Annotated in this window: 14 protein-coding genes; 6 read left to right on the forward strand and 8 right to left on the reverse strand. The window is 63.2% G+C overall.

Features of this window, described 5'->3' with window-relative positions:
* Positions 1–38: 38 nt before the first annotated feature.
* Entirely contained in the window at positions 39–4,526 is a 4,488-nt protein-coding gene (locus BDD21_RS20260; protein ID WP_245969715.1) for a hypothetical protein, read from the forward strand.
* 188 nt (positions 4,527–4,714) lie between these two features.
* On the opposite strand, the gene soxX is transcribed toward BDD21_RS20260, so the two are convergent.
* The 4 genes from soxX to BDD21_RS20280 all read right to left on the reverse strand — a co-directional run bounded on the left by soxX (position 4,715) and on the right by BDD21_RS20280 (position 9,336).
* Positions 4,715–5,389, reverse strand: a complete 675-nt coding sequence (gene soxX, locus BDD21_RS20265; RefSeq protein ID WP_120798700.1) for a sulfur oxidation c-type cytochrome SoxX — start codon at positions 5,387–5,389, stop codon at positions 4,715–4,717.
* Between the two features lie 28 nt (positions 5,390–5,417).
* Positions 5,418–6,254: a sulfur oxidation c-type cytochrome SoxA gene (gene soxA / locus BDD21_RS20270; RefSeq protein ID WP_120800039.1), complete on the reverse strand. Its 837-nt coding sequence runs from the start codon at positions 6,252–6,254 to the stop codon at positions 5,418–5,420.
* Between the two features lie 543 nt (positions 6,255–6,797).
* On the reverse strand, positions 6,798–7,412 hold the full coding sequence (locus BDD21_RS20275; protein WP_245969716.1) for a histidine phosphatase family protein: 615 nt from the start codon (positions 7,410–7,412) through the stop codon (positions 6,798–6,800).
* A gap of 121 nt (positions 7,413–7,533) precedes the next feature.
* The gene (locus BDD21_RS20280; protein ID WP_170164841.1) at positions 7,534–9,336 is read right to left on the reverse strand and encodes a sensor domain-containing diguanylate cyclase; all 1,803 of its coding nucleotides are present in this window, start codon (positions 9,334–9,336) and stop codon (positions 7,534–7,536) included.
* A 274-nt stretch (positions 9,337–9,610) separates the two neighbouring features.
* Here BDD21_RS20280 and BDD21_RS20285 point away from each other — a divergent pair, with 274 nt between their 5' ends.
* Together BDD21_RS20285 and BDD21_RS20290 are read left to right on the forward strand one after the other, a co-directional pair.
* Positions 9,611–10,210: a Uma2 family endonuclease gene (locus tag BDD21_RS20285; protein ID WP_120798702.1), complete on the forward strand. Its 600-nt coding sequence runs from the start codon at positions 9,611–9,613 to the stop codon at positions 10,208–10,210.
* A gap of 7 nt (positions 10,211–10,217) precedes the next feature.
* Positions 10,218–12,854, forward strand: coding sequence for a DNA phosphorothioation-associated putative methyltransferase (locus BDD21_RS20290; protein WP_120798703.1), 2,637 nt, complete (start codon positions 10,218–10,220; stop codon positions 12,852–12,854).
* Between the two features lie 233 nt (positions 12,855–13,087).
* On the opposite strand, the gene BDD21_RS20295 is transcribed toward BDD21_RS20290, so the two are convergent.
* From BDD21_RS20295 to nifJ, 3 genes are all read right to left on the reverse strand, one after another.
* A complete protein-coding gene (locus tag BDD21_RS20295) occupies positions 13,088–13,879 on the reverse strand; it encodes a Uma2 family endonuclease (RefSeq protein ID WP_120798704.1) in 792 nt (263 codons plus the stop codon).
* A 260-nt stretch (positions 13,880–14,139) separates the two neighbouring features.
* Entirely contained in the window at positions 14,140–15,156 is a 1,017-nt protein-coding gene (locus BDD21_RS20300) for a dihydroorotate dehydrogenase-like protein (protein ID WP_120798705.1), read from the reverse strand.
* 240 nt (positions 15,157–15,396) lie between these two features.
* A complete protein-coding gene (gene nifJ / locus BDD21_RS20305; protein ID WP_120798706.1) occupies positions 15,397–19,005 on the reverse strand; it encodes a pyruvate:ferredoxin (flavodoxin) oxidoreductase in 3,609 nt (1,202 codons plus the stop codon).
* 331 nt (positions 19,006–19,336) lie between these two features.
* Between nifJ and BDD21_RS20310 the strand changes: the two genes are divergently transcribed.
* Positions 19,337–20,926 carry an inorganic phosphate transporter gene (locus tag BDD21_RS20310; protein ID WP_120798707.1) on the forward strand — a complete coding sequence of 530 codons (1,590 nt, stop codon included), beginning with the start codon at positions 19,337–19,339 and terminating at the stop codon, positions 20,924–20,926.
* A gap of 66 nt (positions 20,927–20,992) precedes the next feature.
* Here the strand turns inward: BDD21_RS20310 and rimI are convergent, their stop codons facing one another.
* The gene (rimI, locus tag BDD21_RS20315; RefSeq protein WP_120800041.1) at positions 20,993–21,469 is read right to left on the reverse strand and encodes a ribosomal protein S18-alanine N-acetyltransferase; all 477 of its coding nucleotides are present in this window, start codon (positions 21,467–21,469) and stop codon (positions 20,993–20,995) included.
* 202 nt (positions 21,470–21,671) lie between these two features.
* Between rimI and BDD21_RS20320 the strand changes: the two genes are divergently transcribed.
* Positions 21,672–23,252 (forward strand): peptide chain release factor 3, encoded by a 1,581-nt coding sequence (locus BDD21_RS20320; protein ID WP_120798708.1) that lies wholly within the window; start codon positions 21,672–21,674, stop codon positions 23,250–23,252.
* A gap of 307 nt (positions 23,253–23,559) precedes the next feature.
* Positions 23,560–23,970 carry a helix-turn-helix domain-containing protein gene (locus BDD21_RS20325; protein ID WP_120798709.1) on the forward strand — a complete coding sequence of 137 codons (411 nt, stop codon included), beginning with the start codon at positions 23,560–23,562 and terminating at the stop codon, positions 23,968–23,970.
* Positions 23,971–24,259: the final 289 nt, after the last annotated feature.

Genomic DNA, 24,259 nt, shown 5'->3' on the forward strand with positions numbered 1-24,259 from the left:
TCTATCGCTCTGATACGGATTTCTTAAGGGAGAAGACGGTGAAGATCGGAAGTCTGGTTCGGTTCAATGATGAGCGATTCTTCGAAGGCGCGGTGCAGTTGCGATGGGTGCAGGATCGCTGGCCGCAAGCACAGCAAGCAGCGAGTGCCTTTGTCTTCCACGGCCCTCGCTATCACGGTGTGGCCGAGGCCGAGCTAGACGGCATCGAGCGCGGCTATCGGCTGAAAGACACGGCGAGCGTCGTTGCCGATCTGCTGGATTCGATTGTCGGCGGGCTGCGCGGCGAAGAACACAACCCCTATGCGCTGGCCGTTGCGGGCTACGGCACCGGTAAGTCCCACCTCTCGACGGCGATCGCCTGTTTGCTCGGTGAGCCGGATGGGGCAACCGCAGGGCGCATCGTCGCGAACCTGACCCAAGCCGACGCCGAGATCGGGCGGAGGGTGACCGAGCGGGTCGCTCAGTTGCGCAAGCCGGTTCTGGTGCTCTGTCTGGACGGCATGGCCGGCTTCCACCTAGGCAACGCCCTGATCCAGGCGGTCTTCGCCCAGCTCGATCGCTATGGTGTAGATCCAGGCGCGATTCGCGATCTGTCGCCGCGTTTTCAAACCGCCGAGCAATTCGTCGAGCGCAATTTCGACATCCGTGCCGAGGCCTTCGCGCGTCATTGTCCCGGCCTGAGTCGGGAGGAGATCCGAACGCGGCTGCGCAACAACGACGAGGCCATCTACACGCAGGTCGACGCCCTCTATACGGACGCGAACGGCGCGGCCATCCCGGTGATCGGGCAGGAATCAGCCCAAGAGTTGATCAATACGCTCTGCGAGGTCTATTGCGGACCTGACGGGGCCTTTTCGAGCGTGCTGATCCTCTTCGACGAATTCGGACGCTATCTGGAGTACGCGGCCGAGAAGCCGCAGCTCGCGGGCGACACGGCACTACAGCAGATCTTCCAGGGCGTGCAGGACAACAGTAATCGGGTCCGTTTTGTCGGCCTGATCCAATACGAGTTGAAGGCCTATCTAAAGCGTTTCGGCAGTGCGGATCTGCGGCAGCTGCAACGCTACATCACGCGCTTCGATGCAGCCGAGAAGCTATATCTCTCGACGAATCTCGAAACCATCTTCGCGCACATGATCGGTAAGGACGAGGCTGGTCTTACCGATGTCTGGCGTCGGGCGGGGGCGGATACGGCACAGCACACGAGCTGGCAGCGGATGTCTCGTGCCTTGCCCGGATTCGGCCGGTATCCGGTGTGGAGCGATCCGGAGCGCTTCGAGCAGGTCATCGCGAAAGGCTGCTGGCCGCTGCATCCGCTGGCGACCTGGTTTCTCACGCGTCAGCGCGACATCGTGCAACAGCGCTCGGCGCTGACCTTCATCAAGGATGTAATCGACCGCATCGGCGACGAGGACGCGCTCGTCGGGCAACGTCTGCGTCAGGTCAGCGCCGGTGAGTTGGTGCTGCGCAGCATGCTCCCGGAGATGATCGCCGCCGAGCGCGAGACCGGCTCGACGGTCGCCGAGACCCTGCAAGTCCTGCTGGAGAAGTTCCAAGGCCACTTAGGCGCAGCCGAGGAGTTGACGCTGGCCGGTGTGGCGATCCTAGAGAAGACCCGTGTCGGGAAGCAGACGCGAGAGCAGGCGGATGCGCTCTTGTCCGAGGCCACGGCCTTAGATGCCGATACCCTGCACATGGCTGTATGCCGGCTGGGTGACGAGATGGGTGCATTGGAGTGGAACGGCGATCTGGGTCAATACGAGCTGATCGCCGATGCCTCGACGCGGGGCCAGTTTCAGCAATGGGTGCGTCAACGCACGGCCGCCATCGGCACGGAGGCGGTGCGCGATCTGTTTGTCGGGCGTGCCGCGAAGGACGCCGAGATCGGCAATATCGCGACTGATTTCGGGCTGAATCAGAACATCGCTACCTCGGAATGGTTCTTCGAGGCCCAGCTCGCCAACCTGCAAACCCTGCCGAATGTCGTCAAGGCTGCCTTCCAAGACTGGCAGGCAGCTGCCTCGCCAAAGGATGCCCGCGGACGGGTGATCTATCTCTACATCCACGCAGATGATGACCCGGCCGCCGTGGACGAGACGATTTCGAACATCTTCCAAGCCGAGCTGATTCGAATCAAACAGTCCGCGGCACCGATCTGGGTTGTGGGGATCGCGGATCCGAAGCAGGTCATCGCGCATGCGCTCAAGCGTCTCTATCTGTTCGACGAGCAGGTCTCGGGCGAGGAGCGCGAGCGCTTTCGCCGCTTCTTGCCGGAGGAAATGCTGCGGGGTCGCGCCGCCCTGAAGGCGTCTGTGCAGGAGGCGATCAAGGAGCGAAGCTACTGGGTCGCCGGATTCGAAACCGTCCCGGACGGGCGATTGAAGGCGGTCGGCGAGCGCATCTTCGCGCAGATCTATCCGCGGACGATTCCATTTCCGTTCGATGGGTTTGCGACCTCCGCCGGCGGTGGCCCGGCGGATGCCGCTCAGCTCACGCGCAGCCTGATCGCAGGTCAGGTCGACGGGACTTGGGTCCAGGCACAGCAGAAGCGGATGCAGAATCGCGCCGGGGAGGTGCTGGCCCGAAGTTGGCGAGCACTTGCGCCGACGGGGAAGTTGACAGAGCCGGTCAATCCGGCGGTGAAGGCCGTTTTCGATGAGCTGCAGTCGGCGCATCGGGACGATCACAAACGCACCCTCGGGGCCTCCTATCAGGCTTTGATCTCGCCACCTTATGGTCTGAATACCGCGTCAGCGGGTCTCATGCTGGGCTTACTGATCGGCGGCGCTCACCCGCCGCGCCGCCTCGAGCAAAGTGGACAGATGATCGCGTCGGCCGACTGGCTCAGCGATGCCTTCCCGACTCAGCGTGGTAAGCACGCCTTCGATCCTGCGGTTCTTCGCAAGACCTCTCTGCGCTTTCTCTCCGAGGACGGCGAAGGACGCTGGCGCGCCTTACTGACCCGCTGGGACACCGAGCCGAGCTACCGGACCCTGGTCGCGCTTGCGCATGAGGCTGAGCAGATGCAGCGTGTCGATCCGATGCCGGAGGTGTTGGAAGGCACCTACCGGTATCTGCGCGACAAGTCAACGGAAGCACAGGCGAAGCTGCGTCACTTCGGCATCGAGCTCAATGAGTGGGAGAAGAACATCGAGCGCGCCGAGCGTCAGAACAATGTCGGCGAGTTGCTGCGCCATGCGCTGTTGCTGCTGCGGCGAAGGGAAGAGGTCGAGGGGGCTGCCTGTTGGCCCGAGTCCTTCGGGGTCGACTGCGAGAAGCAGTTGGCGATCGTGCGCGAGCTGGTGTCCGAGAGGCTCGCCGATTGGATTCCGCGCCAAGGCTGTCACAACGCCGCCGAAGTCGCGACCTTCCGTCACCGGATCGAGAAAGCGATCGATAGCCTCAAACGGCTCGGTTTCCCCTCCGAGGCGGGTGCGCTTGAGGAGCAGGCGCAACGCGCGATCATGCAGGTCGAGAAGCGTCAGCACTTCAAGCTGACGCTGGACGAGAGCGACGATTATCCGCGGCAGCCCGCGCCGACCGACTCGACACCCGTGCGCGAGTTGCACGACGGGATCGCGAAGGGCGACGCATTGATCGATGCGCTAGACGGCGCGCGCTCGGCCTTGACCGAGGAGGAGATTCGCGCTCGCATGAAGGCGATCCAGGATCGTCAGCAGCGCCTGCGCGAGGCGCTTGATCGCCAGCGGACTCTACTCGGTGCGCTCTTTGCGGCCGTACCGAAGACCGAGAGCGCGCTGCAGGAGGCGCTTGCGCGGGTGAGCCGACTGCGCGAGATCTTCGTCGGCACGCGTGATGAATCCGAAGTGAGCGAGTTGGCGTTTCAGCTCCAACGGATCGCCGCCGATCTCGGGACATGGGAAACCGGCGACATGTCCCCCGAGCGGCTGGCCGAGATCTTCGGTCAGCAGATCGAGCATCAGTCGGCCGCACTGTCGGAGGAGCTTGCAGCACGCGAGATCGATCCCGCCTGGGATTTGGCCTCGGTGTATCAGGCGCTCGGCGTTGAACGCATTGATGCCGCGCGGCGACGCTCCGCCGACTGGCTGAGTCCGCGTCGAGCGCTGTCGGACAAGATCCCGACACTCGCCCGCGATGGCTGCGCCCGAATCGAGTCGGAGCTCAACGTAGCGCCGTCCTATCTGTCGATCGAAGACCGTGAAGTGGTCGAGCAACTCCTTGAGATGCTGGCGCTGCGAATCGCGATCCTCGACGGGCAGGCGCGGCAGACGCGCATCGAGACCTGGTGCCGAGGACTTCCCGAGATCCAGGAGATCGGGACACTCGACAAGCATCGGACGGAAGCCTTTTTGAAGGATCTGCAAAACCCGCCCGAGATGCTGTCGCCGGACGAGCATGCCGTACTTGCACCGCTCGCCGAGGCGTTGAACGCGCATTACGATCAGATGAGCATGGACGAGATCATGGCGCGGATTGAGCGGTTGGGGATGGAGCGCCGGCAGGAATTGCTCGCGTGGCTTGCTGGGCAATTGGCGCCGTGTTGATGTCTACCCATGCCATGGGAGGCCGGATGCTCGGGGTTTGGAAGGACAAACCCCGGTCGGCGTAATAGATGGCCTTCGATCGGCTTCTGCTGGCCGGCGCCCGAGACGGAAGGAGCGACCCGGCATCAAACGGATGATGATGCCGGGTCTTGGCCAAGATCCCCCATTCGCGGGGGATCAGCCTGGCGTCACTGGTTGACCGGCGACTCCGGATCGAGCAGATAGGCCATGATGTCGGCAATCGACTGCTGGTTCAGGAAACCACTGGGACCGAACCGCGGCATATTGGTGCAGGGGAAGGCAGAGTGCGAGTTGTAGATCACGTTATAGGTGTATTCCTTGATCGCGTCGCTGGTGCCTCGAATTCGACCGAAACCGACGAGGCTCGGACCGATCGTGCCACCCGTGCGATCGGTTCCGAGCTGATGGCAGTTGTAGCAATTACCGCCGATGTCGTTTTTGTCGTGATCATCGACGTTATGGCCGATTCGGAAGCCGAAACCGGACCAAGCCAAATCACGACCCCGCTTCCAATCACCGAGTTTGATGCCGTCCTCGGGATAGACAATCGTCTCGCGCGCCTGCTTACTGACCTCAAGCAGCGTCTCCATGTCCGGTCTGCCGCCGCCGACGACCGAACAGATCTTCTGTAATTCATCCTGCACCATGCGTTGGCGCGCGGTTCCGCCTTCCTGGACTTCCTGTTCCAGATTGGGGTTACCGGTCTCTAAAATGAGGTACTCGGCGAGTTCCTCAGGCGTCATCTTGGTGTAGTCAACTTCATCGGCGATGGCCGTGATGGCAGGGATCGAGAGGGCGGCGAGACCCATCAGAATAGCCGCCGGAATACTCTGCTTAAACATGCTTGGAATCTCCTTCAGGCGTCGACGATCAGCGCTTCATATCGGGCAGGATTGCCGGCTGGCCGCGAGCCGCATCGGTCCAGTAACTCAACAGTGCAATGCTCGCGTCGGAGCCAGGCATCGGCCCTGCCTGCCGCATTTGCCAATAGCATTCCATCAGGCGGTGTTGGCTACTGCGCACATGGTCGTGACCCACGCGAAACGCCGGCCAGGAGATCGCCTTGGTCCACTCCTGCGGGATATTCTTGTTCGGCAACACCGAGGCACGAATGCGCTTGCCGGTCTCGGCATGGCAGGTACTGCAGGCAAAATCCGCCTTGCCGGCACGGCGATAGAACATGACCTCACCGGCATCGCGCAGGGCCTTCTCCATCGGATGATCCAGCGGTAGATTCCAGGCGAAGCCACTGGATTGGCTGGCGATATAGGTCTGCAACTTCATGTGATCGGAACCACTGCCGTGGCGCTGTGCCACCTCGGGATCATCCGGACTGAAGCCTTGCAGCGTGACCATGCAATGCACGAGGCGGGTCTCGAGGTCCATGACCTTGCCGGTGTCCTCGAAATAGCGCGGTAGTTCGACGTAGGCCCCCTCCAGAACGCCCGGTCCCTTTCCGAAATCGCATTCCTCGAGCGAGACGTTGTTTGGCCCACGGGGCTCGCTGAACAGCGTCTCGCCATCCATCGCGACCCATTGTGCCGGGCTGTCGGGCATCATCATCAGGTTCTGTTCGCTCTGCGTTAGATAGTCCGATGAGGTCAGATCAATCAGCCCTTGGAGCACGTCCAGCGGCTCTTGGAAGCTGCCAATGGCGGCTTTCGCGGCTTCGCCTGCAGCGGCCCGTGCCTCCTGCTTGGCAAGCATGTCCATCGCCATGGCATCCTGGCGTTGCGCCCACTGCGCATACTGGAGTGCCCGCGTGTATTGGCGCGACGGCAACACCGACTCGGCCAGTTCGATCATTTCGTTGGTGGGGCTGTCAGTGATACCGGCGGCGACGGCCTCCTCGCGTGTCTCCTTGGCCTTGGCGATGGCGGACTCGGCCTCTTCACGCGTTGTCGCCCAGACGGTGAGCGGGATCAGCGCGACCAGCAGCAGGATCAACGCACTGCGCCCGAAGCGCCACGCACGGCCGCTTGGCAGCGGAGCCTGTTGTTGTCGATTCGCAGTGTTACCCGACACTTCGTTGTGCGACCGGGGCGGCTTTGGCGGTGACTTTTGCAACATTGAAACCTCGTTTCAGCAGGATCGTTATTCTCACTGTCAGTCAGGATGGCGAACCCCGAACCAGAATCAATCCTGCAAAAAACCAACCATCAATGTCAAGAAACAACAGCACATCAGAATGTTATAAAGCAATGATTCTTGATTGATTTCCGCTATTTGCGATGACAGGCAGCTCGGCCATCAATCCATCGTCAATTTGCCAAGGACGTCGAACCCGCCGCCCTCGGTCGGCGCGAGAACGACAATCTCGGCAGGCTCGGTAAGCACGAAACTCAGGGTGTTGATGGTTTCCCGATGGGTGACCAGTGCCAGATTGTCACGCCCGGAAAAGTCGGCGATGCGTTCACGCACGTCCTCGATGAGCCAGGTTGCCTCGTCTTCGGGAAGCACGAGCGGATGGTTGAGCGGGGTCCAGGGCTTGGCATTGCCGAAGGCGAGCTCCGCCGTCTGCCGAGCGCGGCAAAGCTCGCTGCTGAGCACGGCCTCGACCTCCACTCCATGCTGCCGCAGCCGCTCGCCGAGCGCCTCGGCCTGCGCGCGCCCCTGCGCGCTGAGATTCTGCTCGCGGCTGCAATCGCCGTCTTGATCCAGATTCAACGCCACCTCGGGGGTCGCCTCCTCAGACTCCGCATGTCTGATCAGCATCACCTTGCCGCCGTCGGCGAGCGCCGACCACAAGGCCGCGTCGTTCTGGGCCGCATCCGCCATTGCAGTGCTCTGCACGAACGCCTGGATCAAGACCAGTGCCAAGGCGCCGGTGTAGAAGCGGGTCAGGAATCTTTGTCGTACTTTCATCCGCCTTCTCCTCTTTGGTGTTGTGATCAGGTTGAACGTTTAAACCGCGTCTCACCGAGATCGAGGATGTCTCCAAAGCCATACGCGAAGTGAGAATGACGCATATCGCTCTGGACGCGGTTTAGGCCACAACAGCAAACCGATAGGTCCCCCGCCCGGCAGCCTTGGCTTGGTACATGGCGAGGTCGGCCCGGTTGAGCAGCGCCTGCGCATCGTCGCCATGGTCCGGGAAAATGGCGATTCCGATGCTGCCCCCGATGCGCACGTTTTCATCCCCGATCGAGAAGGGTTCCCGAAGGACTTGGAGCAGCTTCTCGGAGATCGTCTCCAGGAATGCCCGATCCACGATCTGAGCGATGACGACCACGAGCTCATCCCCGGCGAATCGGGCAACGGTGTCGGTTTCGCGTACGGAGCGCTGAAGGCGCTCGGCCACTTGACGCAGCAGGAGATCGCCCGCGTCGTGTCCGAGCGAGTCGTTCACCTGCTTGAAGTCGTCGAGGTCGATGAAGAGGATCCCGATGCGCGTGGCCTCGCGGCGGGCCCGTTTCAGCTCTTGATTCAGGCGTTCGAAAAGGAGGTTGCGGTTGGGCAGACCGGTGACGGAGTCGAAATTGGCGCGATAGAGTATCTCCTCTTCGGTTTGCCGCCGTTTGGTGATGTCGCGAAAGACGACCACCGCGCCGGTCGGGGTCTCCCCGAGCAGCATGGGCGTGACGGCGTATTCGACGGGGAACCTGCTGGCGTCCGCACGGCGAAAGCAATCGGTGTCCGAGACCTCGGCGCGACCGCTTCTCAGTGCGCGCAGCAGGGGTGCCTCGTCGGCCTGATCGACGGGGCCAGCCGCAGGTCGGCACAGGAGCAAGCGGTTGGCGTCTTGTCCTTGGATCTCGGTGCGTGGCAGGCCGAGCATGGTGGCTGCTGCGGCGTTGACGAACAGGATGCGCCCGTCGCGGTCGATACCGAAGATGCCGTCCCCGGCGGTCTCGAGGATGGATTCGTAACGCTGTGCCAGTTCGCGTCGCTCGTTCTCGTCGGCGGACAGGCGCCGGGCGAGGCTGCGCGCGCGAAAGGCGAACAGCAGGGTCAATCCGGCAACGCTCGAGAAGGCCAGCAGCGCGATGGGCAACACGCTTGCGATCATGGATCCGCCGGGCGCCGACGGCGTCCAGGTCAGGATTCCCGCGGGGGTTCCGTCCATGAGCGACAGGGGCATGCGGACCTTGCCGGATTCAGGTGTGGCATCGCGGACAAGTCCGACGACGCCCATGATATCGCCGAGCTCCGGAAGAACCGTGTCATCGAACGCGAGCGCAAAGAGCATGACTGCGCCGGGTGCTTCGGCAGGCGAGACGAGATCCTCTTCGTGGAGGAATCGGCTGGCGGCCGCCAAATACAGGGTTCCGTTCAGCTCGATAAGCCCCGTTGTTGCCGATTGGAGAGGCAAGAAGGCGGGGGTGCGCCGCTCCGTGTTCAGCAACGCCTTCGCGGACGGACCGAAGGTGAGGTCGGACGGCGCGCTTCGGGTTCCGTCGGGGGTCGAGATGAAATAGATCCGGTCACTGCCGTCCACGGCGAGCGTGAGGGAGAGGTCGAATGTCGAGAGCGCATACTGACCGGGGTTGTCGTCCCACCACTCCGTGTCGCGCGCAACGAGCACACGCTCGATGGCTTCGTCCCAATAGGCATAATCCCTGACGTGGTTGGCGAGGTGGCGGCTCGTCATGAGGAGCAGCCCGTCGAACTGTCGCAGCGATGCTTCCGCAGCGGTTTCGTCTTGGATACGCCCCACGTGCAGAATCATCAGCACGGTGAGGGTCAGGCTGACGAGGATGGCGGCGATGACCACCTTGATGAGGGTGCCGAGCGTCTGTACGGCCGAGCCATGCGGGTTTTTGGCCGATACGCCTTTCGGATCCAGCAACGTCGTTGTTCTCCGAAAGCCCTCGCGAGTCGTCATTATATCAGACACTCTCGATCAGGCTTTGTCGTCTGCTCCGGTGTGGTGCGCAGTCGCCGCGAGACGGTTCGAGCGCCTGGGTGAACACGCTTGCTGGGTCGCGTTTGTGCCGTAATCGGTGCTGAGCCGATGCGTTCGATGTAATTCTGTTCTACGTTGCTCTCGCTCGTCCAGCCTGCCTGTCGGCGTTATGATCAAGATCGCCCGGTGCCGATGCTGTTTCAACGGAGAAACTGCCATGCCTCAAGCCGCACTCAAAACCGGTTCTTTCACCTACGGAGATTATTGTCTCTGGCCCGAGGACGAACGTTGGGAGCTGATCGACGGTGAAGCATTTGCGATGGCGCCCGCGCCGACGCGAATGCATCAGGACTTTGTCGTCGAGTTGGCTGCGCAGATCCACCCCAAGCTCGCGGACAGCGGCTGCCGGGTCTATGTCGCCCCCTTCGACGTGCGTCTGCCGAAGCACGACGAGGCCGACGCTCGGGTCGACACGGTGGTGCAGCCCGACGTCGCCGTGATCTGCGATCCGCATAAGCTCGATGCGAAGGGCTGCCGCGGAGCGCCGGATTGGATCGTCGAGATCCTCTCGGCGTCCAGCGCGGTCCATGATCAGGTCCGTAAGCGGGCACTCTACGAGCGTCATGGCGTACGCGAATACTGGCTGCTGCACCCGGTCGATCGGGTGCTGACCATCTATCGGCTCGGTGCGGACGGTGTTTACGGGAAGCCGGATGTGCAGGGTCTGGAAGGACAGACCCCTGTCGGCGTGATCGATGGTCTGGAGATCCACTGGCCGGCTCCCGAGTCGGATCCGACGATGAGCTCGGGGGACTGACGAACCGATGGGTTCCGGAAAAACGGTCGCGGGACGGCGTTACCTGCATCAAACGCTACTGGACCGCGCCGAGCCTGAGTTGACGACTGGCGTGGCCGCGGCGTTGAAGATGCTTCGGGCGTCGGTCGAGCCCGCATTCAATGTCGTGCGCGTTGCCGTGGACGGCTCCGAGGTGGCCTTTCTCAACTATCCGGGCTTTTTCGAGAGCCCCTTCCCGGCACTGAAGGAGAGTTGGCGTGTGGATCGCGCTACAGGGGAGACGGGCTATCGCACCTACGAGGATTCGCTGAATCCGCCCATCCTGCATCGCAAGGAGCTGTTGCTGCAGGACGATCATCCGGGCCGCGCCGAGTATGCGGCCTTGACCGAGCAGGCGGAGTCGATCGGGCTGTTCGACGACCCCAAGCGCATCGGTTATCGGCGTCAGTGGGAGGCGCTGGTCGCGGATGCCGGGTACCGGATCGAGGGGCATACGCTGGTTCCGATCGGCAACCTCGACGGTGCCGCGGGCGAGTCCACCGACGGGGACTTGACCGAGGCGGGGGAGGGCGGCGCCTTGTCTCGCGACGTCGTCGGACTCGGCGGCGCGCTCGATTGGGAGGCGGCGCGACACCGCACGGCGATGGTCCGCTACGGCTTCTCCGCGCCGTTGCAGACGCTGGCGCGGCATGGCTTTCTCGACGGCCGTTATGGTCTGTTCGACTACGGCTGCGGACGCGGCGACGACGTGCGCGGGTTGCGCGAGAACGGGCTGACCGCCTCCGGATGGGATCCCTATTTTGCGCCGGACGAACCGATTGCTTCGGCCGATATCGTCAATCTCGGTTTCGTGATCAACGTGATCGAGGACTTCGACGAGCGGCTGGTGGCCTTGACGCGAGCCTGGTCGCTCGCCGAGCGACTGTTGGTCGTGTCGGTCATGCTCGCCAATCAGAACAATCCGCGCGGGGAGCGGTTTCGCGACGGCGTCATGACGCAGCGCGGCACCTTCCAGCGCTATTACTCCCAGTCCGAGATCAAGGCGTATCTCGAACAGGTGCTGGACGAGGAACCCATCCCGGTCGCGCCGGGCGTGCTCTATGTGTTCCGCGACAAGGACGCGGAGCAGCGGTTTCTTGTGGAGCGCTACAGCCGCAGAAGCAATCGTCTCAGGGTGCCGAGCACACGCCCCGCGCCGCCCCCGCGCGAGCGGCCGGCTCAGCGCGATCGTGCCGCAGAGCGCTACGACGCCTATCGTGAGCCGTTGGAGCGCCTTTGGGAGACCTGGCTGCGTCTGGGGCGCACGCCGGACAAGAGCGAGGTCGATGACGCGCTGCCCTTGATCGAGGGCTTCGGCAGTCTCGGCAAGGCGTTGCGTTTCCTCGTCGATCAGAAGGGACAGGAGGACGGGGAGGCCGCACTGGCGCAGGCCGAACAAGCGCGCATCGCCGACCTGGAGGTCTATTTCGCGCTCCAGCAGTTCAGTCGACGGCGTGCCTACAAGCATCTGGACGCGGGATTGCAGCGCGACATCAAGGCATTCTTCGGCGACTACCCGGCCGCGTTGGAGGCCGGCCGCCTTCAACTCTTTCGGATCGCCGACACCGAGGCGATCGCCGCCGCCTGCCGATCCGCCGCCGAACATGGGCTGGGATGGCTCGATCCGGGCGCCTCGCTGCAACTGCACAGTCGATTGGTCGAGCAGTTGCCGGCGCTCTTGCGGGTCTATGTCGGGGCCGCGTCGATGCTTTACGGCGACATCCGCGAGGCGGATCTGGTGAAGATTCACATCGGCTCGGGCAAGCTCAGCTTGATGCGGTACGACGATTTCGAGGGCAGGGCGCTGCCGCGGATGGTCGAACGGGTCAAGATCAAGCTGCGCGAGCAGGACATCGATTATTTCGCCTATGGCGAAGACTTCGAGCCGCCGTATCTGTATCGCAAGGCGCGTTATCTCAACGAGGAGTGCGACGGGTACCCGGAACAGCTGGCGTTCGACGAGGCGCTCGACACGCTCGGCGTGCTGCCGTCGTCAGGCTATGGGCCGGCGCCGGGTGTTTTTGATGCGTTGCTGGAGCGACAACGTTGGACGATCGCGGACGGCGCCCTGGTGCGCTCGCGGACGATCCCCGAGCCGGATGCGCCCTGCGGGCGTTTTCTCACCTACCGTCAATTGGTCGAATGCGGCGAGACGCAGGCCGCCACCGGGCTGGCCAACCGCCCGGAGCAACCCGAGAGCTACACGGCCCTGTGTGATCTGGCCGCGCAGGTGCTGGATCCGGTGATCGAGTATTTCGGGATGATCCGCCTGACCTTTGGGTTCTGCTCCGCACCGCTCGCGAAGGCGATTCCGGGGCGCATCGATCCGAAGCGTGATCAGCACGCGGCGCACGAGCGCAATCGGCTGGGTCATCCCATCTGTCCGCGTCTGGGGGCCGCCGTAGATTTTCTGGTCGAGGACGAGGATATGCTCGAGGTGGCGCGTTGGGTCGTCGCCGAAACGCCCTTCGATCGGCTGTACTTCTACGGCAACGACAAACCGATCCATGTGAGTCATGGACCGGAGCAGAGCCGTCAGGTGGTGTTGATGCTGCCCGGCCCGAGCGGTCGGTTGGTGCCCAAGTGCGTGCCTGTCGAGCGGTTTCTCGACACCCTCCCGGGATAGACGACTTGCAGTCGTCCTCTTCCACGGGCCTCGCTCGCACGACCGTCGCGTCGGGCAACACCTGAAAGGAGAGGACGATCGCGAACGTATGAGTAAAACGGACACCGATGCCAAAGCGCGTTCAGCGCAGTTCTCGAGTGCGTCGCGTTGACCGCGACCTCGCGGGCCGTCGGGCCGGCTGAAGAGGACGACTGCAAGTCGTCTATCCCGGGGGTGTCGCCGCTTTGCTCAACCTACTGTTCTGGTTTCCAGATGTCCTGATCGAACAGACTCGGTGCCTCTTGGACCTGCGTTGCAGCGATGAGCCAACGCCTCAACTGCTCTGGATCTTGCTCGCCCAGGATACGTTCGCGGGACGGTGGGTCGACGACGAGCCCTCGCTCGGAGAGCAAGGCGAGGATCGACTCGGCGATGCCTTGTGTGACTCCCGCTTGGCGCACGGCGTCTAAACTCTCGTAACCCTCGCGCTGCAGCAGATTGCGAAGCGTTGCGCGATGTGCGGCATCGCGGTCGTAGAGCGCCTCGATCGGGACCGGGTTACGCAGCAGACCAGGTGCACTCAGGATCTCGCCCGGACCGACTAGGCGCATCGTTTCGCCGGACCGATAGACCTCGACCCGTCGCGGACCAATCAGACGCACCACCCAGACCTGCTGGGTGCCGCTTTGCAGCAGCTCCGCGATCTTGTCCTGCAACTCCTGCTCGTCCTGTCCGCGCGCGGCATATTCAACGGCCAATGGCGGCGCGCCCGGGATCCAGCCCCGTTCCGCGCCGGCGGGACCGATCGCGACGTCGGGTGCGCGCAATGTACCCGAATCCGGGGTGAAGCCGGCATCGACACCGGCCCAGTCGACATCCGGATCGGTCTCCAGCGCCGCTGCGCCGATCAGATTCGTTCCGGCATGCTCGCGCCCGGAGGGCTCGCAATAGATGGGGTGACCGCTGGAGAGCTCGTAGCGGTCGCCCTCGCGGAGTTGGTCGACGCGAAACGGACCCTGTCGATCGGTGCGTGGTCGGTGCGGCATCGGCGTCTCCGGGCAGGATGAATCTCTTGATATTCAAACTCAATGATAGACCAAGCGCAGCCGCCCCTTGTTCCTTGTCTGGCTTTACCCCTGACTCCGGCCATCGTCGTCTACCGAAACCAGTAGGATGGGTAGAGCGACAGCGAAACCCATCCAGACCGCGCCAAGGGCATCAGGCCGAAACCCGCAAACGCGGCGGTTTGGAGGATGGGTTTCGCTGTCGCTCTACCCATCCTACGCCTTCATCAAGGTTTAAGGTGCTACACCATCACACCCGGCGAGAAGCTGTAGCTGTCCAGGATGTTGACGTAGTTGGCGCGCTCGAGCTCAGCCGGGTTCGGGACCGAGATGGCGCTGACGCGGCCGCGGAAGTCGTCCACGGACTCGAATCCCTGCTCCTCCATCCAGTCTTGGATGCCCGCCAGGATCTGCGCGGTGTAGGCCGGTCCCTTGCCGAGGAGCGCGCTGCACAGGTGCACCACGTCGGCGCCTGCGAGCAGGAGCTTGATGGCGTCGGCGGAGGTGTGCACGCCGCCGGTCGCACCGAGCGAGAGGCCGTCGAAACGTCCGTAGAGGATGGCGATCCAGCGCATGGCGAGTAGGGCCTCGGCGGAGGTCGAGGGGTGCAGGCTCGATTGCAGACGCAGACTGTCGATGTTGATGTCGGGCTGGTAGAAGCGGTTGAAGAGGGCCACACCGTTGGCGCCGGCGGCGGCGACCTGGCCGACGAAGTTTCCGATGGAGCTGAAGCTCGGGGAGAGCTTCATGTTGATCGGGATCTGGATGTGTCCGCGCAGCTCGCGCAGGAGCTCGAGGTAACGCTCCTCGACCTGAAGCCCGGTCTGGGTGACATCCCCGGCGACATAGTAGACGTTGAGCTCCAGGGCATCTGCACCGGCCTGTTGCAGCTCGGTGGCGTGTTTGATCCAGCCTCCGGGCGTGACGCCGTTGAGACTGGCGATGACCGGGATATCGAGTGCCTCCTTGAGCTTGCGGATGTTGTCCAGATAGCGCTCGAGCGCGCCCTCGAAGTCATGATGAACGGGCAGAAAACCGCTCTCGGCCTCGCCGAAACCGATGTCTTGATGGTGCAGGAAGCGCACCATGCTCTCGGATTCGGCGGTCACGGCCTCTTCGAAGAGCGACCACATGATGATGGCCGCGGCGCCGTGGTCTTCGAGCTCGCGCGCGATGGCGACACTTTTGGACAGCGGCGAGGCGGAGGGGACCAGCGGATTCTTGATCGTCAGCCCGAGATAGTTGGTCGTGAGATCCATAGGGTTTGCTCCGGCAAGGAATAAGGGGTCGCCCGTCGGTGATCGGCTGGAGTGGTCGTGGTCGGGGGCCGGGGCGACTTAACCCGGCCCCCGCGGAGGCGCGATGCCTCTGCTTCCGCGATCCGCGGCTCCCGGCGATTGTCGAAAATGAATAGCTCAAACCGCGCTGGCTCCAGCAGTTGTCGGAGCTGGCGCGGCCAAGCCAATCCATAAAACGACGCATATCGCACCGGGCGCGGTTTAAGACGCTTTCGGTGTCGGCTCTTTTGCGGCCGGCGCGGGTGCATTCTGCACGGCCAGGTGCGCCAACTGCTCGTAGAGCGTAAAGCGGGTCTGGACGTGTTTTTGGGCGAGCTGTAGATAGCGCTCGGCGGCCTCCGGATGGGTGTGGGTGAGGACGCTGAAACGGGTCTCCGAGGACACGAAGTCGCGATACGGAATGCTCGGCGGTTTGCTGTCGATGTGCAACGGATTCTCGCCCGCGGCGAGCCGGCGCGGGTCGAACCTGAACAGGCCCCAGTGTCCCGAGTTGACCGCCATGTCCTGCTGACGCAGGTTATGGGACAGATCGATGCCGTGAGCGATGCACGGCGAGTAGGCGATGATCACCGAGGGACCGTCGAAGGACTCGGCCTCGATGAAGGCGCGAACCGTCTGCACGTCCTTGGCACCGAAGGCGACCTGGGCGACATAGACGTTCTCGTAGGCCATCGCCATCATGGCGAGATCCTTCTTGAATGTCGGTTTGCCGGCCGCCGAGAACTTCGCGACCGCGCCCATCGGGGTCGCCTTGGAGGTCTGGCCGCCGGTGTTGGAATAGACCTCCGTATCCAAGATCAACAGGTTCACATTGCGCCCGCTGGCGAGCACATGGTCAACGCCGCCGTAGCCGATGTCGTAGGCCCATCCGTCGCCGCCGATGATCCAGACGCTGCGCTTGACGATCTGGTCGCAGATGGCCTCGAGGGTGCGTGCATCCAGGTCCGGGATGCCCTTGAGCTTCTCCTTGAGCGCGAGCACGCGCTCGCGCTGCTCGAAGATCCCGGCCTCGTCGGATTGGTCGGCGGTGAGCAAGCTATCGGCGAGATCTTCGCCGATCTTGGGTGCCAGCCGCTTGATGATCTCGCCGGCATGGGCCGCCTGTTTATCGATGGCGAGCCGCAAGCCCATCCCGAACTCGGCGTTGTCTTCGAACAGCGAGTTGTTCCAGGCCGGACCGCGGCCTTCGAGGTTGGTGGTGTAGGGCGTTGTCGGCAGGTTGCCGCCGTAGATCGAGGAGCAGCCGGTGGCGTTGCCGATCAGCATGCGGTCGCCGAACAACTGGGTCGCAAGCTTGACGTAGGGCGTCTCGCCGCAGCCCACGCACGCGCCGGAGAACTCGAAGAGCGGCTCGAGCATCATGGCGTGTTTGATCTTGGTGCCGTCGAGCTTGGTGCGATCGTATTCCGGTAGGGTCAGGAAGAAGTCCCAATTGGCCTGCTCGTCCGCATGCGTCTGCTCGGCCGGGACCATGTTCAGTGCCTTGCGGTTGGGATCCTTGCGGTCGCGGATCGGGCAGACCTCGACACAGAGGCCGCAGCCGGTGCAGTCGTCCGGAGCGATCTGGTAGGTGATGTGATGATCGGCCGGGAAGTCTTTGCCTTTGATCTGAACGTGCTGGAAGCTCGCCGGTGCCGCGTCGGTGAGCGCGACCGGATAGACCTTGGCGCGGATCGCGGCGTGAGGGCAGACCAGCGGGCATTTTCCGCAATGGGTGCAAAGGTCGTCCTCCCATTTCGGCAGCTCGAGGGCGATGTTGCGCTTCTCGTAGCGCGTGGTGCCGGTCGGCCAGGTGCCGTCGGCCGGCATCAGGCTAACCGGGAGACTGTTGCCTTTGCCGGCGATCAGCGTGGCGGTCACATTGCGCACGAAGTCGGGTGCCGAGATCGGCACCACGGGCGGGCGCTCGAATGCACTGGTGACCTGAGCCGGGACGCTGACCTGATGGAGCCCTGCGAGTGCGGCATCGATCGCCTTGTAGTTGCGGTCCAACAGACTCTGACCCTTTTTGCCGTAGGTCTTCTCGACCGCGTGCTTGATGTGGGCGATCGCCTCGTCCTTGGGCAGGATGCCGGAGATGGCGAAGAAGCAGGTCTGCATGATGGTGTTGATGCGCCGCCCCATGCCGGTAGCGCCTGCGATCCCGTAGGCGTCGATAACGTAGAAGGAGAGACCCTTGTCGATGATCGCCTGCTGCATCTTGCGCGGGAGCTCGTCCCAGATCCGATCGGGCGGGGTGTGCGAGTTCAGAAGAAACACGGCGCCCGGACGCGCATGGTCGAGCATGTCGTAGCGCGTTAGGAAGGTCGGCTGATGACAGGCGACGAAGCTCGCCTCGTTCTCGCCGATCAGATAGGTGCTGTTGATCGGCTTCGGGCCGAAGCGCAGGTGACTGATGGTGACCGCACCGGCCTTTTTGGAGTCGTACTCGAAGTAGCCCTGACCGAAGTTGGGCGTCTCTTCGCTGATGATCTTGATCGAGTTCTTGTTGGCCGAGACGGTGCCGTCCGAGCCCAAGCCGAAGAAGACGCAGGCCGTGACGCCCGCCATCGCCGCCGGCTTGAAGTCCGGATCCCAGGCCAGGCTGGTGTGCCCGACGTCGTCGATGATGCCGACCGTGAAGGGGTTCTTGGGCTTGGGAGCCGCCAGCTCGTCGAAGATCCCCTTGACCATGGCCGGGGTGAACTCTTTGGACGAGAGCCCGTAGCGTCCGCCGACCACGCGCGGCATGGTGGCGACACGGCCGTCGGCGAAGGCTTCGGCGAGTGCGGTGACGACGTCTTTATACATGGGCTCGCCGTCGGCACCCGGCTCTTTGCAGCGATCCAGCACGGCGAGTCGCGTGGCGGTGACCGGGATGGAGGAGAGGAGGGCGCCTGGATCGAAGGGGCGGTAGAGCCGGATCTTGATCAGGCCGACCTTCTCGCCGTCGTCCACGAGATGCTCCACCGCCTCCTGTGCGGCACCGATCCCGGAGCCCATCAGCAGAATGACGCGCTCCGCATCGGGTGCGCCGACATACTCGAAGAGCCCGTACTGACGGCCCGTCAGCGCGGCGAAGCGGTCCATAGTGCGCTGTACGATGCCGGAAACGGCATCGTAGTAGGGGTTAACGGTCTCGCGCCCCTGGAAATAGACGTCCGGGTTCTGCGAGGTGCCGCGGATCACGGGATGATCGGGATTCAGTGCCCGCGCGCGGCAGGCGCTTACCAGCTCCTCGTCGATCAGTGCGCGGATCGTCTCGTGCGAGACCTGCTCGATCTTGGCGACCTCGTGCGAGGTTCTGAACCCATCGAAGAAGTGCAGGAAGGGGATGCGGCTTTCCAGGGTCGCGGCCTGGGCGATGAGCGCGAAGTCCATCGCCTCTTGGACGGACGCCGAGCAGAACATCGCATAGCCGGTAGCGCGGCAGGCCATGACGTCCGAATGGTCACCGAAGATCGACAGGCCCTGTGCCGCGAGCGAGCGCGCCGAGACGTGAAAGACTGTCGGGCTCAGCTCCCCGGCGATTTTGTACATGTTCGGGATCATCAGCAGCAGACCCTGCGAGGCCGTAAAGGTCGTCGCCAGCGAGCCGCCCTGCAGCGCGCCATGGATCGCGCCCGCCGCGCCGGCCTCGCTTTGCATCTCCACGACATCGGGGATCGTGCCCCAAAGATTCGGAATCCCGAGCGACGACCACTCGTCCGCCCATTCGCCCATGTTCGAGGACGGCGTGATGGGATAGATGGCGATGACTTCGTTGGTCAAGTGAGCGACGTAGGCCACAGCCTCGTTGCCGTCGACGGTTACCATGAGCTTTTGCGACATCAGAGCGATCCCCGGATGAATAGGGTAGGTTAGACCGGCAACGCGGAGGGGCTGCGCTGTACTCCGACTCGGCGGCTGGCGCAGCCCGAAGCGAGACGGGAGCCGAGTAACGGCCTCAACTATAGCCCGAAACGCTGTTGGATTGACGGTCGTTTTCGTGTGCTTTCAAACGAATCGACCTCGGCATGATCCGGATCAGGTCGGTCCTTTTTGCACCTTGATGGTGCTGATCTCGGGATCCGCATGCGCGCGAGCGCCCGTTCATGACGATTGGGTTACGGTTCTATTTCTGGAACAATGCAGCGCGACTCATCGGCATGCGGATCGGAACATGGAGCTGACACACCTCAACGAGCTTGAAAAGGCGACCAAGAAGGGTCGGATACAGCTCTTTCGCCTCGGCATCGGCTTGCTCTTCATCATCGGGGTCATGCTCTACACCGTCGTCAGGGTCGATGTCACGCACGGCGGCAGTCTCTTCATCGTGATCGCCGCCATGATCGGCGGCTACATGGCGATGAACATCGGCGCGAACGATGTCGCCAACAACGTGGGTCCGGCGGTCGGCTCGAGGGCCTTGACCTTGGGCGGCGCACTCATCATCGCGGCCATCTTCGAGGCGGCCGGAGCGATCATCGCGGGCGGCGAGGTGATCGGGACCATCCGCAGCGGCATCATCGACCCGAACCTCATCGCGAGCGCCGACACCTTCGTCTGGGTCATGATGGCGGCACTCTTGGCCGCCGCGGTGTGGCTGAACATCGCCACCGTCATGGGGGCGCCCGTCTCGACCACGCATTCGATCGTCGGCGCCGTGCTGGGTGCCGGGATCGCGTCGAGCGGGCTCGGGATCGCCGATTGGGACACCGTGGCGAAGATCGTCGCAAGCTGGGTCATCTCGCCTGTCATGGGAGGTGCGATCGGCGCCGGCTTTTTGTACTTGATCAAGCGCACCATCACCTACCGCACCGACTTGGTTGCCTCCTCGCGTCAGGCTGTACCCTATCTGGTCGCCGCCATGGCGTTCGCCTTCGGCACCTACCTGATGCTCAAGGGGCTGAATCGGATCTGGAACGTGAACATCCAGCAGGCCCTGGGCGTCGGCGTCGTGCTGGCGATGCTGGTCTTCTGGGGCGCCCGCCCGATCATCGAACGTCAGGCCCGGCGGATCGGCAACTCCAAGGAAGGAGTCAATCAGCTCTTTACCGTGCCGCTGATCTTCGCCGCAGCCTTGCTGAGCTTTGCGCACGGCTCGAACGATGTCGCCAACGCCGTCGGGCCGCTTGCCGCGATCGTCGAGGTCGTCGGATCGGGCACCGGGGAGATCACGGCGGCGGCACCGATCCCCTTGTGGGTCATGATCGTGGGCGCGCTCGGGATCGCGATCGGACTTGGCCTGTACGGGCCGAAGGTGATCCGCACGGTCGGCTCGGAGATCACCGAGCTCGACCAGATGCGCGCCTACTGCATCGCGATGGCGGCAACCGTGACGGTCATCCTCGCCAGCCAGCTCGGACTTCCGGTGAGCACGACGCATGTCGCCGTCGGCGCGGTCTTCGGTGTGGGTTTTTTGCGCGAGTATCTCAAGAGTCAATACGCCCGGATGCTCGAAACCATCAAATCGCATCATCCCGAGGGCGATCAAGCCGCCATCGATGCCTTCCTTGCGAAATTCGCCAAGGCGTCGATCAACGAGAAGGGACGCATGCTGCGCGAGCTCAAACGCAAGGCCAAGCGCAGCATGGACCCGGCCCATTTCTCCAAGCTCGAGCGCCAAAGCCTGCGCAAGGTCTATCGCCAAGAGCTGGTGAAACGCTCCCAGCTGCTCAAGATCGTCGCTGCGTGGGTGATCACGGTGCCCGCATCCGCGCTCATGGCGGCGATGCTGTTTTTCATGATCAAGGGGATGTTGATCGATTGATGCGGGCGAAGCCGTATGGACAAGCGCCGTAGGGTGGACAAGCGCAGCGCAGTCCACCAGCACCCGCTACAGCGCGCGCGCCAGCACGACCGCGTCCTCGCGCCCCTTGGCGGCGGGGTAATAGCCGGGCCGCTGGCCGATCTCGCAGAATCCCTCGGAGGCATAAAGCGCACGGGCACGGCTGTTTGACGCGCGCACCTCGAGGAAGGCGCTGTCCGCCCGGCGCGTGCGTGCGAACGTCATCAGATGGCGGAGCAGGCGGCGGCCGAGTCCTCGGCCTTGCCAATCGGGATGGATACAGAGATTGAGAATGTGACACTCGCCGACGGCGACCGCCATCGCGGCATGGGCGACGATCTCACCGTCGAGCTCGCCCACCCAGCAGGAGTAGCCGACCCGCAGACAGTCGCGGAAGATGCCTTCCGTCCACGGGTGCTCGTAAGCGGCGCGATCCGCTGCGCAGACGGTCTCGACATCCCGCTCGGTCATGGCCCTGAGGCGCAAGGCGAGGGGGAGGGCGGGCTCGGCGCAGGCTCTTTGCATCGTCGCTTCTTGCATCGTCTAATCGGCTCGAATCATCTGTTTCGGGTGATGGTGCGGCGCGGTGGCGCGCACCCGGACCCCGCAGTATACCGACCGGAGCGTTCGCCTGAACCGCGAACGCGCGCTTTAGGTGAAGAGCAGGCGCTTCAAGTCTATAATTCCGCGGTTTAGTCGCACGCAGCCCGGACTGCACAGATCCCCCATGAGCGAGCTTCAAGACCAACTCAACCGGCGTCGTACCTTCGCCATCATCTCCCATCCGGACGCCGGCAAGACCACCCTGACCGAGAAGCTGTTGCTGTTCGGGGGTGCCATCCAGCTCGCGGGGACGGTGAAGGGACGCAAGGCGGCTCGGCATGCCACCTCGGACTGGATGGAGCTCGAGAAGGAACGCGGCATCTCGGTGACCTCTTCGGTGATGCAGTTTCCCTACGGAGACAGCATCGTCAACCTGCTCGACACCCCCGGGCACCAGGATTTCTCGGAGGACACCTATCGGACGCTGACCGCGGTCGATTCCGCCCTGATGGTCATCGACGTGGCCAAAGGCGTCGAGGAGCGGACCATCAAGCTGATGGAGGTCTGTCGCCTGCGGAACACGCCGATTCTGACCTTTATCAACAAGCTCGACCGCGAGGGCCGCGACGCCATCGAGGTTCTCGACGAGGTCGAGGATATTCTCAAGATCCAATGCGCGCCCGTCACCTGGCCGATCGGGATGGGTAAACGCTTCAAAGGCGTCTACGACCTGCGCTTCGATCGGACGAATCTCTTCAGCGCGCAGCACGGCGGGCGTATCACCGAAGGCGAGGTCATTCAAGGGATCGACAACCCGCGCATGGACGAGGTGCTCGGCGACCAGGCCGACGAGCTGCGCATCGAGATGGAGCTGGTCCAGGGTGCGAGCCATCCGCTTGATCTGGATGCCTACATCGCCGGTCGGCAGACGCCGGTCTTCTTCGGATCGGCGATCAACAACTTCGGCGTGCGCGAGCTGCTCGACGCCTTCGTCGCGTACGCACCGCCACCGCGTCCACGCGCAACACTGCAACGCCCGGTGGATCCCGCCGAAGAGCCTTTTACCGGGTTCGTCTTCAAGATCCAGGCAAACATGGACCCGGCACATCGTGACCGGGTGGCCTTTCTGCGCGTCTGCTCGGGCAGCTACAAGAAGGGCATGAAGATGCGTCACGTGCGCATCGGCAAGACCATTCAGGTCGCGAACGCCATTACCTTCCAGGCCGACGAGCGTCGCCACGTGGAAGAGGCTTGGCCGGGCGACATCATCGGCCTGCACAACCACGGCACGATCCAGATCGGCGATACCTTCAGCGAGGGCGAGGAGCTGAAATACGGCGGCATCCCGTACTTTGCCCCCGAGCTGTTCCGTCGCGTCGTCCTCAAGGATCCGCTGCGTATGAAGGCCCTGCAAAAGGGCGTGGTGCAGCTTTCCGAGGAGGGTGCGACCCAGGTCTTCAGGCCACTCAAGAACAACGACATGATCCTGGGCGCCGTCGGCATCCTGCAGTTCGATGTCGCCGCTTATCGCCTGAAGGACGAGTACGGCGTCGAGGCCCTGTTCGAGCCCGCCAACGTGAAGACCGCGCGCTGGGTCGTCTGCGAGGACGCGAAACGCCTCGAACAGTTCAAGGAGAAAAACTACGAGAACCTCGCACTGGACGGCGACGACCAGCTGGTCTACCTGGCGCCGACTCGCGTCAACCTGGATCTCGCCCAAGAGCGCTGGCCCGACGTGCGGTTCCTTGCGACGCGCGAGCTGTAATACGCGTAGGATGGGTAGAGCCTCAGCGAAACCCATCCAGCCCGCGCCAAGCGCATCGGACCGAAACCCGGCAACGCGGCGGTTTGGAGGATGGGTTTCGCTGAAGCTCTACTCATCCTACGAGATCAGCATGATTTCGCATAATGTATACCGCGTCGCCATCGTCCCCGGATCCCTGTCAATACCACTGGAAGGGAAATCTAACCGACCCTGCGAAGGTAGGCAACCCCTACACGGTCAAAATGTCCGGTTATGATGCCCCGTAAAGACCTTGGCATACCGCGCAAGGCCAACCAGGGGAGCCAGCATGTCATTCGGGAAGAACATTCGGCGCATGCGCCAAGACAACGGCTGGACACTGCTCCAACTGTCCCAGCGGACCGGCATCAAGGTCGGTCATCTGTCGAAGCTTGAGCAGGACGAAGGAGACCCGAAGCTGTCGACGCTGCAGAAGCTCATGGATGCCTTCAGCTGCTCACCGGATGCCTTGTTGATGGACACCGACAAGATGGACGCCGACGCCATCCTGAAGCTGCTGTTGGAACGCACGATGAACCTTGAACCCAGAAGCAAGGTGGCGTTGATCGAGGTCATCGACGGTTACTGTCGGGCGTGTGGCATGGAACAAGCCTTCGCGCCCGGAAACCGCCTGTGGCTGAACTTCTGGACGGAGCCGCCCGAGCGGATCGCGATCCAGAATGCGACGGAAGACGGTTAGGGTAGGGAAGGTGAGGCAACAGGACGGGGCTCAGGGTGCGCAGCCCTTCGGGGTCCATACGTGGAGCGGCTACGCCGCGTTGGGTCGGTCTGCAAGGTCTATATGCTCCGGATATCGCATCGGTAGAGCACGGTTCGCCACGTGCTGAAAGGGCGTGCCATCGTCTGAGCATCGATCACTCGCGCTGTCACCCTCACAGGAGACGCAGGAGCTATCGACACTTCTATAGACGATCCTCACCGAGCTGATCGACGCTCAGCCGAGGAGGGACGGCCTTTTAGGGTCATGC

Source organism: Thiocapsa rosea (assembly GCF_003634315.1).
Taxonomy (GTDB): Bacteria; Pseudomonadota; Gammaproteobacteria; order Chromatiales; family Chromatiaceae; genus Thiocapsa; species Thiocapsa rosea.

Bases quoted from the DNA above. Each gene is read 5' to 3' on its own strand.
- BDD21_RS20300 (WP_120798705.1), bottom strand. From the start codon at position 15,156: ATGGATCTCACGACCAACTATCTCGGGCTGACGATCAAGAATCCGCTG.
- rimI (WP_120800041.1), bottom strand. From the start codon at position 21,469: ATGCAAAGAGCCTGCGCCGAGCCCGCCCTCCCCCTCGCCTTGCGCCTC.
- soxX (WP_120798700.1), bottom strand. From the start codon at position 5,389: ATGTTTAAGCAGAGTATTCCGGCGGCTATTCTGATGGGTCTCGCCGCC.
- soxA (WP_120800039.1), bottom strand. From the start codon at position 6,254: ATGCTTGCCAAGCAGGAGGCACGGGCCGCTGCAGGCGAAGCCGCGAAA.
- BDD21_RS20275 (WP_245969716.1), bottom strand. From the start codon at position 7,412: ATGAAAGTACGACAAAGATTCCTGACCCGCTTCTACACCGGCGCCTTG.
- nifJ (WP_120798706.1), bottom strand. From the start codon at position 19,005: ATGTCGCAAAAGCTCATGGTAACCGTCGACGGCAACGAGGCTGTGGCC.
- BDD21_RS20310 (WP_120798707.1), top strand. From the start codon at position 19,337: ATGGAGCTGACACACCTCAACGAGCTTGAAAAGGCGACCAAGAAGGGT.
- BDD21_RS20290 (WP_120798703.1), top strand. From the start codon at position 10,218: ATGGGTTCCGGAAAAACGGTCGCGGGACGGCGTTACCTGCATCAAACG.
- BDD21_RS20320 (WP_120798708.1), top strand. From the start codon at position 21,672: ATGAGCGAGCTTCAAGACCAACTCAACCGGCGTCGTACCTTCGCCATC.
- BDD21_RS20325 (WP_120798709.1), top strand. From the start codon at position 23,560: ATGTCATTCGGGAAGAACATTCGGCGCATGCGCCAAGACAACGGCTGG.
- BDD21_RS20285 (WP_120798702.1), top strand. From the start codon at position 9,611: ATGCCTCAAGCCGCACTCAAAACCGGTTCTTTCACCTACGGAGATTAT.
- BDD21_RS20295 (WP_120798704.1), bottom strand. From the start codon at position 13,879: ATGCCGCACCGACCACGCACCGATCGACAGGGTCCGTTTCGCGTCGAC.